This window comes from Myxacorys chilensis (genome assembly GCF_059505265.1).
This window is the reverse complement of record NZ_JCACKG010000239.1, coordinates 1-14861: the sequence shown is the minus strand read 5'-3', so window position 1 is coordinate 14861 and position 14861 is coordinate 1. Positions and strand designations below refer to the sequence as shown.

Annotated in this window: 13 protein-coding genes; 6 read left to right on the top strand and 7 right to left on the bottom strand. The window is 50.6% G+C overall.

Translation table 11 applies throughout. From position 1 onward, the window contains the following. Positions 1 to 400 precede the first annotated feature (400 nt). Together AC5JLB_RS24755 and AC5JLB_RS24750 are read right to left on the bottom strand one after the other, a co-directional pair. Complete coding sequence (locus tag AC5JLB_RS24755) at positions 401 to 2650, bottom strand: condensation domain-containing protein (RefSeq protein ID WP_495876492.1); 2250 nt, start codon at positions 2648 to 2650, stop codon at positions 401 to 403. Between the two features lie 3 nt (positions 2651 to 2653). Then, the gene (locus tag AC5JLB_RS24750; RefSeq protein WP_495876491.1) at positions 2654 to 4216 is read right to left on the bottom strand and encodes an HAL/PAL/TAL family ammonia-lyase; all 1563 of its coding nucleotides are present in this window, start codon (positions 4214 to 4216) and stop codon (positions 2654 to 2656) included. 738 nt (positions 4217 to 4954) lie between these two features. On the opposite strand from AC5JLB_RS24750, the gene AC5JLB_RS24745 reads away from it, so the two are divergent. Genes AC5JLB_RS24745 through AC5JLB_RS24730 form a run of 4 tightly spaced genes read left to right on the top strand, consistent with a single transcriptional unit; the run spans position 4955 to position 9916 of the window. Beyond that, positions 4955 to 5806, top strand: a complete 852-nt coding sequence (locus tag AC5JLB_RS24745; protein ID WP_495876490.1) for a pentapeptide repeat-containing protein — start codon at positions 4955 to 4957, stop codon at positions 5804 to 5806. Between the two features lie 24 nt (positions 5807 to 5830). Beyond that, positions 5831 to 6178 carry a VOC family protein gene (locus AC5JLB_RS24740; protein ID WP_495876489.1) on the top strand — a complete coding sequence of 116 codons (348 nt, stop codon included), beginning with the start codon at positions 5831 to 5833 and terminating at the stop codon, positions 6176 to 6178. Between the two features lie 26 nt (positions 6179 to 6204). Further along, positions 6205 to 8058: an asparagine synthase (glutamine-hydrolyzing) gene (gene asnB / locus AC5JLB_RS24735; protein ID WP_495876488.1), complete on the top strand. Its 1854-nt coding sequence runs from the start codon at positions 6205 to 6207 to the stop codon at positions 8056 to 8058. Positions 8059 to 8065: 7 nt separating this feature from the next. Further along, on the top strand, positions 8066 to 9916 hold the full coding sequence (locus tag AC5JLB_RS24730) for a non-ribosomal peptide synthetase (protein WP_495876487.1): 1851 nt from the start codon (positions 8066 to 8068) through the stop codon (positions 9914 to 9916). 141 nt (positions 9917 to 10057) lie between these two features. Here AC5JLB_RS24730 and AC5JLB_RS24725 read toward each other — a convergent pair whose 3' ends face one another. The 3 genes from AC5JLB_RS24725 to AC5JLB_RS24715 all read right to left on the bottom strand — a co-directional run bounded on the left by AC5JLB_RS24725 (position 10058) and on the right by AC5JLB_RS24715 (position 12046). After that, positions 10058 to 10384 carry a DDE-type integrase/transposase/recombinase gene (locus AC5JLB_RS24725; protein WP_495876486.1) on the bottom strand — a complete coding sequence of 109 codons (327 nt, stop codon included), beginning with the start codon at positions 10382 to 10384 and terminating at the stop codon, positions 10058 to 10060. 88 nt (positions 10385 to 10472) lie between these two features. Continuing rightward, positions 10473 to 11132, bottom strand: a complete 660-nt coding sequence (locus tag AC5JLB_RS24720) for a transposase (protein WP_495876485.1) — start codon at positions 11130 to 11132, stop codon at positions 10473 to 10475. Positions 11133 to 11164: 32 nt separating this feature from the next. After that, positions 11165 to 12046: an ISL3 family transposase gene (locus tag AC5JLB_RS24715; protein WP_495876484.1), complete on the bottom strand. Its 882-nt coding sequence runs from the start codon at positions 12044 to 12046 to the stop codon at positions 11165 to 11167. Positions 12047 to 12378: 332 nt separating this feature from the next. Here AC5JLB_RS24715 and AC5JLB_RS24710 point away from each other — a divergent pair, with 332 nt between their 5' ends. Next, on the top strand, positions 12379 to 12978 hold the full coding sequence (locus AC5JLB_RS24710; RefSeq protein WP_495876483.1) for a hypothetical protein: 600 nt from the start codon (positions 12379 to 12381) through the stop codon (positions 12976 to 12978). On the opposite strand, the gene AC5JLB_RS24705 is transcribed toward AC5JLB_RS24710, so the two are convergent. Next, complete coding sequence (locus AC5JLB_RS24705; RefSeq protein WP_495876482.1) at positions 12944 to 13633, bottom strand: hypothetical protein; 690 nt, start codon at positions 13631 to 13633, stop codon at positions 12944 to 12946. The two genes, AC5JLB_RS24710 and AC5JLB_RS24705, sit on opposite strands and share 35 nt — an antisense overlap. Continuing rightward, positions 13630 to 14292 carry a hypothetical protein gene (locus tag AC5JLB_RS24700; RefSeq protein ID WP_495876481.1) on the bottom strand — a complete coding sequence of 221 codons (663 nt, stop codon included), beginning with the start codon at positions 14290 to 14292 and terminating at the stop codon, positions 13630 to 13632. The genes AC5JLB_RS24705 and AC5JLB_RS24700 overlap by 4 nt, the downstream gene beginning before the upstream one ends. Positions 14293 to 14364: 72 nt before the next feature. Between AC5JLB_RS24700 and AC5JLB_RS24695 the strand changes: the two genes are divergently transcribed. Next, on the top strand, positions 14365 to 14613 hold the full coding sequence (locus AC5JLB_RS24695) for a helix-turn-helix domain-containing protein (RefSeq protein WP_495876480.1): 249 nt from the start codon (positions 14365 to 14367) through the stop codon (positions 14611 to 14613). Positions 14614 to 14861: the final 248 nt, after the last annotated feature.

The window sequence follows — 14861 nt, the reverse complement described above, 5'->3', positions numbered from 1 at the left end:
GCTGGCGATGACTAACCACCGCTTGGACTTGTTCTCAGCCAACCCAAAACCAATGCTCATGCCCCGATGACCTGCTGCAACTAAGAGAGCATTTGCCTGTCTCCTTAGCCACTTCTCGACGTTGTTCCTTGGCGATTGTATTCGTGTAAGCGAAAAGGCAACGTGCGGATTGATCACTTGGCGAGCTGGTTCACCAACAGGAGCTTCTATCCTTGAACGGAGCACTTCTTCTTCAGCAACAACACGGTTGAGGGCAGCTTCGAGAGTCGCTGCATGCACACCTTTCGAAAGCCTCCAAGCACCAGCTACCGCATATGGCGAGTCCCCAGATTCAGCACCTAGCTGCAGCAGACGGGCTTGGCGGTATGAGATCTCGAATCCGTCGGTCGGCTCATACAAGTTAGTTTCCATCAGATAATTCCTGGCCCATAGCCACCCAGATTTGTCGGCTGCCCGTGAATGGCTCACGACCATGGGCAAACATCATGTTATCGAGCATTAGTAAGTCACCAGATTGCCACGAGAAAGCGATTCTGGTTTGCCAGTAGGCTGCTTCTACCGCGCGGATAGCAGCTATGTCAATCACTTCGCCATTTCCATAGAAAACGTCGAAGGGAAGAGTCTGTGCGATCGCTGGAGATAACCATTCTGATGCCACAACCGTCGGATGGAAGAAATGAGCATGGTTAAACCACACTAATTCGTTTGTCTCTGGGTGGGAACGAAGGGCAGGCCCATTACGCATAGTGATTAGGTGTCCATCTGCATCTCGCTCGACCCGGTAACCAGACTCTACCAACAATGCTTCTAACGCCGCACCCTCGAAGCCGAAAACCTCTCGGGCAGTTTGACCCATGGGTCCGCTAAAGCGTCTGATATATTGCAGTCCGCGTCGCTCAAACGCCTCCCGAACTGTCGTTGGCAGGACAGCTAGAACGGCGCGGCTATCCGAGATCGGAGTGCGTCCGCCAGTAGAAGGCGGCTCCACACATAGAAAAGCTATCCATCGAGGCCAGCGAGATGCATAGGCATTCTCGTTATGTAGCGGGATTGGACGTGAGGACGGATAATCTGTGGACGTGTAGATTTGGTTTCCCAGCGACGTACGTGGAGATGATCGTTCTACGTATGGAACGAGCGGTCCGATCACTGTTTCAACTTCCGCGGCGAACGCCTGTGGATTCATGGGCGGCAGACCCCGCACTAAAACTGCGCCAGTACGTCTAAGCATCTCTTGCAACTGAGTTGCGTGGTTGCTCAAGTTTGTGGAACCTACCACGCGCAGCGTGGCAATAGGTGAAGGAATTTTTGGCTCTGAGTCTTCTATCAGGCGGTCTACCATTACTAGCCGCCTGATAAAACGGGGACCGGGAGGTAGAGCCGAGCCCGTAACACACTCGGCAACATTCCTATACCTGTCCAACAACCGTTCGACTCGTTCGCGAGGTGCGCGCTTTGGATCGAATTCTGCCCGGCAGGTCAGCAGTCCACTTGATAGACTAATATTAAGCAGAAGCGGGAACTTCGCCCCCGCGATCGATGTTTCTAAAGGCTCGACAGTCAGTCCAGCTAATCGAACAGCGGGAGTCATATTCTGCTCGAGTGAGAGTTTAACAGCGAAGAGCTCCTCAACGGGCGAGATGGCGGCTATCTCGTTGAACGAGAGATTTGCGTGGGATAGCGCACTGTTGACTGTAGTACGAAGGTTCTTAAGGCTCTGCTCGAATGGGCAGTGTGCCTTCTTCAAACGGATCGGAATCTGGCGAGCAAAGAAACCAATCAGACCTTCCATCCAAGGTTCAGTGCGCCCTGCAAAATCAATGCCGATTGTTGTCTCGACGGCACCGGTCTCCTCAAACAGCGCATCTTGCAGCACTGCGAGAAAAGCAATAAAAGGCGAACAATACTGGCTAGCAGCAAGACGTGTAAGGCTAGGGGCAAGTCTCGACCAATCCACGGTGATGCAGTCAAATGCCGGGTTTCCCGGTAACAGCGTACCGCCAAGGGGGCGCTGAGGCGCCTCCTTAACATCCTGTAGCTCCGACTGCCAAAACTTCAGGGTTGCGATGCGGCGAGGATCCTCTGTGTTGAACGATGACCGGGCAAAGTCGGCAAATCCGCGTTCTGGGAGTGACAGTCCCGTTCCGCGTCCGTTGAGCAGGCTTTCATAAGCTAGACCAAGCTCGCGGAGGAATATACCGCGGGACCACCCATCGCAAACGATATGATGTGCAGCCGCACAGAAGACATGATCATCAGTTCCGAGCCGGTACAGCCCCGTGCGTGCGACAGGACCTCTTTCCAAATCAAAGGGGTCCCCCGCGATATGTGTTAACCATGAGGATAGCGGCCCATTAAACTCATCCGCTATAGTGAACGGTAACACGCTACGATGAACCCGTTGCTCAAGACGCCCGGCAGCAAGATGGAAAGTCGAGCGTAGTGGTCCATGTCGATCAGCTACGGCACACACAGCCCTCTCCAGAGCATCAGTGTCGAGTGCTCCAACCAGACGCAGTGCGAGGCTCTCCACATAACTACCGGCAACTGGGTTACGTGCATAACCCAAGAACAAGCTCTGCTGGTCCGGAGTCGGCTCAAACCGATCCTCCAGCGTATCGTCGGTCCATGACGTGCTGGCATCCACCATGTATCAGGTTCTCCTTGAAGACGGTGAAATACGAGTACTTGGTGCTGCCAGTTGTGAAAGGGTAGCCGTAATAATCTCACCATTGATCAGTAGATTGTTAGCGGCTGCCATATCCTCGTTCATAGACCTATCACCGTTCAAAGGCGAGATTCGGTCTCGAACGGACTGGTAGACTGGGGCGGTAGCGGGAGAGAGGCGGAGGGAGGGATCGACGTCTATAGCAGCACAAGCTGTTACTAGTTCGATAGCCAGCACCATCTCTAGGTTGCTGATGATCCTCAGCGCCTTTAGTGCCCCTGTACTGCCCATGCTGACGTGGTCCTCCTGTAAGTGACATGTCATAATGGTGTCGACTGATGACGGAGTCGCCAGAACTTTACTCTCATTAACAAGTGCCGCTGCGGTATATTGCCAGACCATTAGACCCGAATCCACACCTGGGCAAGTAGCCAGGAAGCTAGGCAGTCCGTGCTGCCCGGACAGTAACTGATAAATCCGCCGTTCCGAAATGCTCATTAGGTCAGCGAGTCCGATAGCCAGGACATCGAGCGCCATGGCGGTTGTCTGTCCGTGCATACTCCCATTGGTGAGGAATAGATTTTCGTCCGGGAACAACAACGGGTTGTCCGAGACGCTGTTGCAGTCTCGTTCTACTATCTGGGCTACAAAGGCAAAAGCTTGGCGTGCCGCTGCATGAACCTGTGGAGCACAACGAAAGGAATAGGGGTCCTCCTTCAATGGATCACAACGATCAAGTCCTGCATGGTTACCCCCAGCAAGCAGTTTGGTCAGGTTGTCCATCACATCCCATCGTTCCGGGTGGGTAGTGATTGCCTTCAGGCGGTGGTTAAAGAATGTGTCTGCAGCGGCAAATCCCTGAATGCTGAGCGCACAAATAAGATCTGCGCAGGACAGCATTCGCTCGGCTCTTTCCAGAATGTGTAGGGCGCAGGCGTTAAGAAACTGAACACCGTTTGTCAGAGCTAGACCTTCCTTAGCCCGGAGTATTAACGGATACCAACCGTGCTCGGTCAACATCTTGGAAGTGCTGCACCGAATACCGCCATGTCTAAACAAGCCTTCTCCAATGAGCGGCAGCGCGAGGTGTGCTAGCGGGGCAAGGTCACCACTAGCACCGACGCTGCCGCGCATCGGAACAACAGGTAGCAAGTCCGCTGCTAGAAAATCCAGCAATCGTTTGACTACCTCTACACCAACTCCTGAATGCCCGGTGCGAAACGACATCAATTTAAGGACAATCATCGCCCGAACAATAGGCGCAGGGGCATCTTCGCCGACTCCACAGGCATGGGAACGCAGGTGATTATGCTGCAACCGCGATATGTCGTCGGTGCCCACCTGTTGATGACACAGCGCGCCAAAACCTGTGTTCACGCCGTATACTGACGCATTGCCCAGTGAGAGTAAATCGGCATACGCGGCACCCGCTTTAATGGCGCTCCAAGTTGCCGGAGAAAGCGTCAGGGTGCTCCCGGCGCGACACGCCTTTCTGATCGCAGTAAGGGGCATATAGTCCGAGGAAATTTCGAAGGATTTGCTATCCATCTTCTGATTACACCATCTGTCATAGCCTTTGTAGAAGGCTATGGATATTTGTTTGTAGGAACCTTTATGGAACCATCAGCGCAGCCAATAAGATCTAATATTATTTAGAAATCCTCGTATACATCAGAGATATTGAAAGCTGTAACACAACTTCTTTAAAGATTTGCACTAAACGTTCCCATGATGTTAGTTAAAAATGACAAAGGAAACAAGTAGAATGCGGTTAGCTCAATCTTTACTTCATCAATCCCTGACATATCGATGCCTTCTGAAGAAGTTTGATTAATGCTAATTTACCCTTAAGAAATATGTAGCTACAGCAAACATATCTTAATTCAGGTGCTTGAAAAATCTATTTTTCGAGGCTTTCGTCCAACGCAGAATTCTACTGATTATGAACGAACACTTAAGACGCTACAGTCCTTTCGAAAACTTCATTAGAAGTTCTCTGACTACTCAGTCTCATAAACTCAGAGTATTCTACTTGAATAGTTTTTAATTTAATCTAGGTAACCAAGCGTTGCTTGTAAAGCTTTTATACTTTTAGGATACATTTCTAAGCTCTGTTTTATTAAATCTCAACACTTCTGCATGCAAATCATTTATTACGATATATTGTTCTGCTAAATCAAAGAAATAACACTCTGCTATGGTTTTCTTTGCATATTATTTTTTACGATCAGTTCGTTTCCCAAAAATGTTTGTGAGTCGCTAATTCAAATCAGGAGGTAGAGATCGATGCCAATAAAAAGCGTTGTAGCACTCGATGAGTTGGCAGAGGGGAGTATCTTAAGCGTTTCGGCAGACCGTCTGATTGAAAAGATTAGGGAAGCGAACGGGAAAGGTCGGATGAACCTAAACCTCGAAGGTGCTAATTTTGCAGAAGCGCACTTCGGTGGGCTTAAGCTTCGTTATGCCAGTTTGACAACGGCAAGTCTTGTAAGGGCAAATTTTCAGGGCAGTGATATGGAAGGGGCCTGGATGGACGATACCGATCTAACAGAAGCAACATTCGGTAATGGCTTTTTCCGGGGCGTAAGCTTCGAGAGATCGAGGCTGGGAAACGCTACATTAATGGAGGCGACCTTCGAGGGAGTCAATATGGTTGATGCCTTCCTAGGTGGTGCTAACGCACGTGGCGCTATGTTTGGAGTCTCAAACTTTCAAGGGGCCGACCTTAGAGGAGCAGATTTCCGCAATTGCGACCTGATGAATTGCAATCTTGCCAAAGCAAATCTTGAAGGTGTCAACTTTTCGAGCGCAAAGATTTCAAGGACCAATCTGCCAGTGGAGTCTCTCTCCGAAGCTAATTTCCAGCGGGCGTATATGGCTGAATGTTTTTTGCGCGGTGCGGACCTTCGCAGCACGAAGCTCCGGGGCGCAGACCTGCGCTTTGCGAATCTCGAAGGTGCCAATCTCTCGGAAATGGATTTGAGAGGCGTTAACTTCACTGAGACTAATCTTAAGGGTGCTGACTTGCGCGGTGCAAACCTCGAAAACGCAGTATTTCATAATGCGAACCTGAGTGCCACTTTGGTGGACGCCCGTGTTGTCGAGACCGTGGGAGTTGCCATAAAGGCAGTGGGCTGATGAAATTCAGAACTGAGGTAGATCATGGGTATGATCCTTGCACGCGTTATTTTGTTCGCTGAGGACGTTGTTTCGACGGCAGCTTTCTATAATCGTGTATTTCATCTGCCCATAATTGGTGATCCGAATGATCGGGATTTCATCCAGCTCGATGCTGGGTCCTGTACTATCGCCATACATCGCGGATCTGCTTCTTCGGGTCCAGGACGGGCACCGAAACTGGTATTTCGGGTAGAGGATGTAGAAGGTGAACGAAATCGTCTGATCGCAAATGGTGTCAAGCTCGGCAAAATCATGGAGTCACCAGAATTCGCTTTTTGCGATGGTCGCGACCCAGCCGGTAACACCTTCCAGATATCGAGCCGACCCTAATACCTCTGTACTTCGCAAGGTAAGCTATGTGTGGAATTGCCGGCATTATTACTCTGGGCAATGGTCCACCGCCTGACTTAAACGTGGCACTGCGCATGGCTGAGGCAATACGCCATCGTGGACCTGACGGTCATGGCTACTATTCGGACAATTATGCAGCCATGGCCGTTCGCCGCTTAGCTATTGTTGCGCGTCGGGGTGGAGACCAACCGATTCGCTCCGGCAGTCAGACACTAATTGCCAATGGTGAGGTATATGATTATGTTGCTCAACGCGAAAGACTTCGCGCTGCTGGAGCAGTTTTTACTGGCGAGTCTGATGTTGAGGTTCTCCTACACCTCCTCGCCGATGGCGATCCTAGTCGATTAATCGATGTTAACGGTCAATTCGCCTTAGCCCTATGGGATCGCGAGGCACGACGGCTACTTTTAGCGCGCGATCACTTCGGTATTGCCCCGCTGTTCTACGCAGAATGCAATGGTGCCCTGATCTTTGGCTCAGAGATCAAAGCTCTTCTTCAATATCCCGACCTCGATCGAACGCTGGACCCTGCTGGGCTGGATCAGGTTGCCACCTTTCCTGGTTTAGTGAGTCCAACGACAATGTTCCGGCATGTTCGCAGTCTGCCCCCAGGCAGTTACCTCGTAGCTGATCGTCAAGGTGTTCGGGTACAGTGTTACTGGGATCTTGACTATCCATTGGCTGAGGCTACCGACCGATCGGATGAGTGCCTGGAAAACGCATACGTGGCTGAACTGGCGCGATTACTGGATGCTGCGACAGAGCGGCGGTTGCAAGGCGAAGCTGAGGTGGGACTATTGCTGAGCGGTGGCCTCGACTCATCAATGATCGGCGGCATTCTGCGCCGTCTTCACCCAGAGCACCCGATCCGGGCCTATTCAGCGGTTTTCCCTGGCCGAACTTTTGATGAGAGTCGCTTCCAACGCGCTGCTGCTGCCGCATCTGGACTGACATTGACTCAAGTATCATTTGACACCAATCGCATTGTCGATGCTCTGTCAGATATGATTGCGCACGCAGAGTGTCCTGTGCGGGAGTCTTACAACGTTTGTAGCCTTGTCCTGGCTCGAGCGGCGCGCAACGACAGTGTTACTGTGTTGCTGGGAGGCGAGGGTGCGGATGAGTTGTTCGCCGGTTATCCTGGGTATTACGTCGATGTAGCACTCCATAACAATCGTCCTCTTTTCACCGAAAGCGGTAGTGTGCAAGGGAACTGGGGCAACGCTGGGCTTCGCTATGAACGGGAATACGACGATCTCGCACGAAAGTTGCGCGGACTTTATAGCGGTGACATTCGTCGCGAACTCGCGCAGGAAAACGCCCTAGATGTCACACAACCCTGCCTTCAAGCACTCCGCGGTCGGCATGTCCAACACCAGCGATCCTATCTCGATGTCAAGCTTCGCTTGGCCGACCATCTTCTCGGTGATCACGGTGATCGCATGATGTATGCAAGTGGTGTTGAGGCGAGATTTCCGTTTTTAGACAAGGACTTAGTCACCTTCGTGCGCACTATCCCGCCGCAGATAAATTTGAAGAATGGTGTTGAGAAGTATCTGCTGCGACGGGTGGCTGAACGAGACTTGCCCCGTCCCTTGAGGGAGCGGCGAAAGTACGGATTTCGTGCTCCTGGTACCAACGATCTACTATTGGACGAAAGGGTCCGTGCCTGGCTTTCTCCTCACCGTATTCGGCACGATGGCTGGTTCGATCCGGCAGCCGTGGCATCCCTAGTGTCCAAAGCTGAGGGTCGCCAGAATGACCTCAATCCGCATGTGGAGGATGATCTACTGATGATTGTATTGTCTTTCAACATCTTCCTTGATGCATTTCACACTGCCAACAATGTAGCACTCTGAGGTTCCTATGACGCCGTTTCCAGACTCTGTACAGGCTTGGTTCTTCGCTGTCGCCGACAAACAGCCCGATGCCGTGGCCGTCGTCACTGATGATCAAACTCTTACTTATAGTGAATTAAGCTGTAGATCCCGTGGAGTGGTATCCGCCCTAAAGTCTAAAGGAGTTCAACCTGGAACAATTGTTGCCATTTTCTGCCCCGAGCCAGCTGACTTCATTGTAGCGTTGATCGGTGTTCTAGCGGCTGGCGGTGTCCCGTGTCCACTGGACACGACTTGGCCAATGCGTCGACTAATCCAGTTGCTGGAGATTACTACACCGGCCTTTGGGATAGTTGGACTTGGGCATGGTAACGCTCTGAAGACTATGGCCCCTACATGGCAGCCGATGGAAATAGTGGAATTGAATCCCAACTTTCCAAAAGATGGCGATGCGCCGAGCTGGACGCCCCACCCTGACAGTCCATGCTACGTCTTTTTCACCTCGGGCTCGTCCGGCCGACCGAAGGGAATTGTCGGGCGAACTATCGCAGTAACACACTTCATCGATTGGGAGATCCGGACATTTGGCGTAACGACCACCGATGTGATACCAATGCTAACGAGTCCTGGGTTCGATGCCGTGCTACGTGACATCTTCACGCCGCTATGTGCGGGCGGGCGCATTATAGCACCCGTCAATCGCGAGCTGCTTATCGACGCTGAAGCTCTTGCTGTATGGTTAGGCCACAAGGGAGCTACACTTTGGCATACGACACCATCACTGCTCCGTAGCGTGTTGCGTTGCAACAAGGCATCAAGCCTGCCGAACCTGCGCCTTGGGCTGACCGCAGGCGAACCTCTCCTCCCATCGGATATCGAGGCGTGGTTTGCTGTGTTCGGAGATCGGGCTGAACTGGTGAACTTTTATGGCCCATCTGAAACCACTATGATCAAGATGTTTCACCGCATTACCTACCAAGACATGCAACGCGCACGTGTTCCTATCGGCCGCCCCATCGATGGCTGTCGCGCAATCATCTTGGACAGCGCAGGGGCTCCTGCGGGTGTGGGCATAGTCGACGAAATTTATCTGCGAACGCCCTATCGGTCGTTAGGCTATCTAGGACAACCGGACCAGACAGTAAAGGTATTTGTGCCCAACCCTCTAACCAATTCGGCTGATGACATCGTATACCGGACTGGAGACTTGGGACGGATGGATGAAGATGGGGTCTTTGAGTTCTTTGGACGGGTAGACTGGCAGCTTAAGATTCGGGGCGTCAGGGTTGAACCCAGTGAAGTCGAGGATGTTCTACGTCGACATGCTGACGTACTTGACATAACTGTAGTGGGATACGCGTTTGAGGATTCCGAACTTCAGCTTTGTGCTTATGTAGTGCTGCGGGAGAATGCTAGCATCGATGCAATTCGGGCATTCGGTGCTGAGCGGCTCTTGGATGCGATGGTACCGACGGTGTTCGTACCGCTTCCCGTGATTCCGCGAAATAGCAATGGCAAGGTGGAGCGCTTGGCTCTTCCAGACCCCCGAGATATTGTTCTAAAAGCGGAATATATCGCGCCTCGAACCCCAATAGAACAGGCGGTGGTCGATATTCTAATGGAAGTACTAGAGATCGACAAGGTTAGTGTCACAGATAGCTTCTTTTCAGTTGGTGGACATTCCTTGCTTATTATGCGTGTGCTTTCGAGAATTGAAGAAGCCTTTGGCATTGCCATACCCATATCTGATGTTCTAGTCAAGCCGACAGCGGAAACAATGGCGGCACTCATTGAGACATCCCTGGAAGGGCAGAGTCAGGTAGATGCCGAACTCCAAGCCCTTATTGATGAAGTTGCTTGCGAGATCATCGAGATGTAAGTTCAATCTTTGAGAATTGATTCTTCGTAGCTTGCTGCGTTCCGAGAAAACAGCGTCCAAAGGAGAAAGTGTCAGAATTGAATCTTCAAAAGCTCTAAAACAAGGCATTGACAAGAGAAGGAATGCTTCCTAAATCATTTATTAAGCCGATTGGAACACCACTTCTAACGCTTGCACTCGCTCAACGAACACACTTCTTCGCATAGATAGAGACACGAATTCTGCCATTTGTGAACGGAGCCGCAAATACTGTCGCACTTCCTCAAATGCTGCACAGGATCGTTTTGCCGACTCAAACGTCCCAAAGCCTAGCATTGGATAGTAACGGTGCTTGATCCCGCGATGATCTTGCTCAATCGGATTATCTAAACAACTCCCCGGTTCATGGATGACTGCTTCACCCAGAACCTCTGAAATGGCGCGGGGATAGGAGGCCAATCCATCTGTCACCACTCGGCTCGGCGGCATTTGTACAGTGCCAAATTAAATGGGCTCTTCCCAGCTTTTGGTGAACTGATGCAAGGGTGAAATGAGAATTGCCAGTTGAGCTGACAGCTTAACTGGCTAACAAGAAACGGCGGCTCAAGAGCCCAATGCCTGCGCGTCCATACATTTGCCGCTTCAGCATCTTTAATCGATTGATCTGTCCTTCAACCGGTTCGTTACTGGTCGATAAAGTCACGCCTGCTTTGACCGCATCATAGTCTTCTCGCAGACTGCGAGCAAATCGCACAAATGGAGCAACTTGGCTGTCTTCCGCTCGCTTCAACCCAGCGTCGAACAGCTGGGGTTGCTGCTGTCGGGTTAAGTTCGTGAAACCCTGAGCCAGTTCGACGACAGTTGCAAGTTCAGGTTGCTCAGTGAAGCGCTGAATGACCTGTTGCTCATCCGCGTTCAGTGTTTCGGGCCGCCGGAGGACGAGGAACGCAGCCCGTCTAGCGGTGAGTGCTGGACGTTGAAGGTCAACCACTTTCGGCATCCGTCGTCCAGTAGGATAGCGTCTCAGTTCTACACCTTGCGCTTGAGCCAACTGCCGAATATAACGAGTCACCGTCCTATAGCTGCCCGTGTATCCCTGTTTCTGGATGCTTCGGAACAAGCTCTTGACCTGCCTGTGCCCTTGGTTGTACTGCTGGAGCAGATAGGGTTTGTAAGGGTTGAGCAAGCTTCTGCCTCGGTCACTGCGCTCTTGACGTTCAGGAAAGCGTACGGTCACAAGATAACGTTGGACGGTGCGGGTACTGACTCCTATTGGGCAATCGCACTCGCTGACCAGCCCTGCTGGTGCAATTTCTGAACCGTTTCATAGATTTTGACTCGCTGAGCTCGGCGTTGTTGAGCTAATTGTTGTACTTTGGGCAGGGAAGCCGCGGCTGATGTGAGTACAACAACTTTCTCTGGAGCCTTGCTGGCTACGGCTAAGCGTTGGGCAGTATCGACCGCTTTTAGCGCTGGGTGGTGCGTTCCTAACGCTTGTTCTAAAACTCCTGCCAGATTTTGCAGTAAATGAAAGCGGTCTGCGACTTGAATTGCATCTGGTGCTCCTTGGCTCATCCCGCTTTTATAACTCACGGAGCGGTCTCGCGATAGAACTGCAATGCCAGGATGCTGCTCTAACCACTTTGCTAATGTGTCCGCTTCTCGGTCTGGTAACAATCCAACCGGACGATTTCGATCTAAATCCACCAGAATCGTGCCATAGCGTTGACGTTTGCGAAAGGCAAAATCATCGACTCCAAGCGTTTGAGGAATCACGGTTGTCGGTAACGGAAGTTGAGCTAGCGAGTACAGAAGGGTACTGTCCCTCACTCCAGATCCCAACTGATGACTCAGACGTTCGCCTGCCAATCCACCTAATGCAATGCCAATAGCAATGATGCGCTTCGCCAATCGACAAGTGCGGCGTGCCCAAGGAACGGCTACTTCCGGCAATCGTTCTGTGAAAATGCGGCGCTTACAGCCAGGATTAATGCAGAAGAACTTACGAACTTGGAGCAATAGGAGCATGCCAAAATTGACACAGGGCAGATCGTGCAGTGTTCGCCCATATTGACTATGAACTTGACGAGTGGAAGCTTGACAGAGCGGGCAAGCTGTCTTTGTTTGGGTTGAAGCGATTGTTAGCCTCAACTGACCGTTTGCACTGTCAAACTTCCAACTTTTCAGTTCAAGATTTTTCTGATCCGGTAGCAGCTGTTGAAAGAAATTCGGGTCCTCCTAATTCTTCAAGGGGTAATATCTCTATCTTGCCAAAGCATCACCAAAACTTGGGAAGAGCCCATTTAATTAGTCACTGTACACTCACCTAATAGAATTGTTGTGTCAGTCGGATTGTCTAATTAGAAATTAGGTAATCAAAAGATCAACAATTGATTATTTTTTGCTCATAATGTCCAAAACTTTGTCGAAAATTGACCAATTTTCGCTTCTAATGTTCACAATCTCGTCCTTTGTGCACTGCTGTGACTGAAAAAAGTGGACTCATTCCATTACACCAACCTGCTTGGGAGAGGCAACCCGATGAGCCGGAAAAGTGGTTCAATCGCTTGCAGAACTACTATTTCCTGGGTTCAAGTCGTACGCTCATTCAAGTCTATCGGAAAGAGCGTCAGGACAAAGAGTGCTTAAAAGTACCGAATAGTACCGCCTTGCTCAGTTCAATCCAATCGCTTCCACCGTCCTGGAAAACCACCTCCAAGATTTGGCAATGGAAGGAGCGCGCTGTCGCTTGGGATCTACAGCAGTGTCGGCTCATGCAACAGCAAGCCTTTCTTGAGGGCATTCAGGACATGCGAGATCGTCAACTCAACCTGGCTAAAGTCTCGACCGCTGCGGCGATTCAACTGTTGGCAAAGATTGCCCCTGTTTTGAGAAACTTAAAACCAACCGATATTGAACCTGCCCTGCTGCCACAGATGCTTAAAGCCGTTGTCGAGATCGCAGCAGCAGGTTACGAAGCCGAGGCAAACGCGATGGGAATAGAGGAGCTACTCGTTCAATTGGAGCGCTTGGAAAAGGTCTATGACGCTAATACAGATTCGTGCTCCCGTAAATCTGTCTAGCTAGAGTCTCCAAAGCTTCTCTCGCTTGACGAATCAAGGTTCCTGGGAAGTTTTCTGTCGAGATGAATATCGTTCCATCGTCATCCACAACAAACACGAGTTCGTCGATCTCGATTTGCAGCGGGTAGTGCTCCTCTTGCACAGTGTACCTGTGCCGTACATCGCTCAGATTGAGAAAACAGGGTTGGTCAGCTAGAGGAGTCGCAATCAATCCTTCTAGCGTTTCTCTTAAACCTATCACCGCGATTTGAAACGGAACTTCTACAGCTTCCGTAATCTCCTCTCGCTCGACAATTTGTTCTCGCCGCTTAGCGACTCTAAGATTTATTTGTAGATCGGCCATCTCCCTAGCAGACGCTTTCAAGCGATGACGAATACGGGCAAAGTAATCATCAAAGTTAATATTGCTAATGGCTGACGAGAAGACATATTCCCACATCTGCTGCTGAACGTCTTCAATCGCCTGATCTAACAGACTCAATCGAGAGCGGTAAGACACATCGGCTGCCAATTCCCGCATCAGAATGCGAACAAGTTCCGTCAGACCGTCTTCGAGCAGAAAACTTTGATGTCCCCCTTGTACTCCTCCTGCTTGAATGTATGTAACAAGGCTTTGAAGAATGAATGCTTTTTGGGACAAGACGGCTAAATTCATACCGATACTTCCGTGATGTAGGTGCGATAACAGGTTTCGCCTAACAGCGCTGTTCCAACTAACACTCCAACCACGGTTGTTTGTTTGTCCAAATCAGCACAGGCAGAGGCATAGACGATCATTCTGACTAACTCATCATCAATCACTCGTTTGATGTCTTCTTTGGAAAGCGTAGTGGCTTTCGATTCGAGCAAGTACACCCTTTTGTTCCCTAGCATGACGATATCTGGATAATCGTGGATCGGACGCGCCAACTTGCGTCCCTGATAAAGCTGCTGTCCCACGAGTCCAGCAACGCCCTCTCCGATCGCGGCGATCGCGCTCTTATTAGGAGAAATACTTTGACCTGAAGGTTTACGGCTGTAATACAGGGGAGGATACCCTGGCTCCAAGAACACGCCACTCGAATAGCTAAACCAAAACTGCAGTTCTTCTAAAGGTTGATAAACCAGCTGTTCACTGTACTTGCGAACCATGAGTTTTAACGTGTTTGGGTTCACCCCTAGGGTTTGGGTGAGGGTGTAAGTCAAGGATTTACTCGCTAGTTGGGATAGAAACTGCACCTTGAGGGCATCTCGACTGGCCGCCGCTTGCGCTAAAGCTTGTTCGGCTGGAGAAACTTTCAAATGCCGATGTTCGATTGCAATTTCGATATCCATAAAACCACGGGTGGAATGTCCTAAAAATATCCGATTTTGGGATATTTTGGCAACGATTGTAGCTTGCTCCTCATGGGCAGCTCCGTTCACTCCGATCGATACCAAGCATTTCTAAAACGGCTGAGAGCGGCACGGCGGGAGGCAGGTTTAACGCAACAAGAAGTTGCAGCGCAGCTGGGAGTTCCTCAGTCGTATATCTCTAAATGTGAATCTGGAGAGCGTCGAGTGGATGTGATTGAGCTAGCAGATTTTGCAGCTCTCTACAACAAACCTCTCTCCTACTTTGCTTACGGGCAGAGAGATCCTCTAGAAGCGAGCTAGGTTGAGGCAAAGATTACGGCAACCGTAAACAGTAAGGGATTCGAGCTTCACACGCTAATAAGTGGGCAAGCGGGATTAAACGTAAGATAGAGAAGACGATAAATCCTTCATTCTGCTTGAGTCAATGCCCGCCCCCTTACGAATCGTTCTCAGCGAGGAATCAGACCGCACGCTTCAAGAATTGCGAGTTGCACCGAAGGTCGCGCAGCAGATCAAAGACCGTGCTCATATGGTGCGGTTGAATGCAG

What these genes read in the sequence shown, in the direction of transcription:
- AC5JLB_RS24755 (WP_495876492.1), bottom strand. Translation starts at nt 2,650, where the DNA reads ATGGTGGATGCCAGCACGTCATGGACCGACGATACGCTGGAGGATCGG.
- AC5JLB_RS24750 (WP_495876491.1), bottom strand. Translation starts at nt 4,216, where the DNA reads ATGGATAGCAAATCCTTCGAAATTTCCTCGGACTATATGCCCCTTACT.
- AC5JLB_RS24745 (WP_495876490.1), top strand. Translation starts at nt 4,955, where the DNA reads ATGCCAATAAAAAGCGTTGTAGCACTCGATGAGTTGGCAGAGGGGAGT.
- AC5JLB_RS24740 (WP_495876489.1), top strand. Translation starts at nt 5,831, where the DNA reads ATGGGTATGATCCTTGCACGCGTTATTTTGTTCGCTGAGGACGTTGTT.
- asnB (WP_495876488.1), top strand. Translation starts at nt 6,205, where the DNA reads ATGTGTGGAATTGCCGGCATTATTACTCTGGGCAATGGTCCACCGCCT.
- AC5JLB_RS24730 (WP_495876487.1), top strand. Translation starts at nt 8,066, where the DNA reads ATGACGCCGTTTCCAGACTCTGTACAGGCTTGGTTCTTCGCTGTCGCC.
- AC5JLB_RS24725 (WP_495876486.1), bottom strand. Translation starts at nt 10,384, where the DNA reads ATGCCGCCGAGCCGAGTGGTGACAGATGGATTGGCCTCCTATCCCCGC.
- AC5JLB_RS24705 (WP_495876482.1), bottom strand. Translation starts at nt 13,633, where the DNA reads ATGAATTTAGCCGTCTTGTCCCAAAAAGCATTCATTCTTCAAAGCCTT.
- AC5JLB_RS24700 (WP_495876481.1), bottom strand. Translation starts at nt 14,292, where the DNA reads ATGGATATCGAAATTGCAATCGAACATCGGCATTTGAAAGTTTCTCCA.
- AC5JLB_RS24695 (WP_495876480.1), top strand. Translation starts at nt 14,365, where the DNA reads ATGGGCAGCTCCGTTCACTCCGATCGATACCAAGCATTTCTAAAACGG.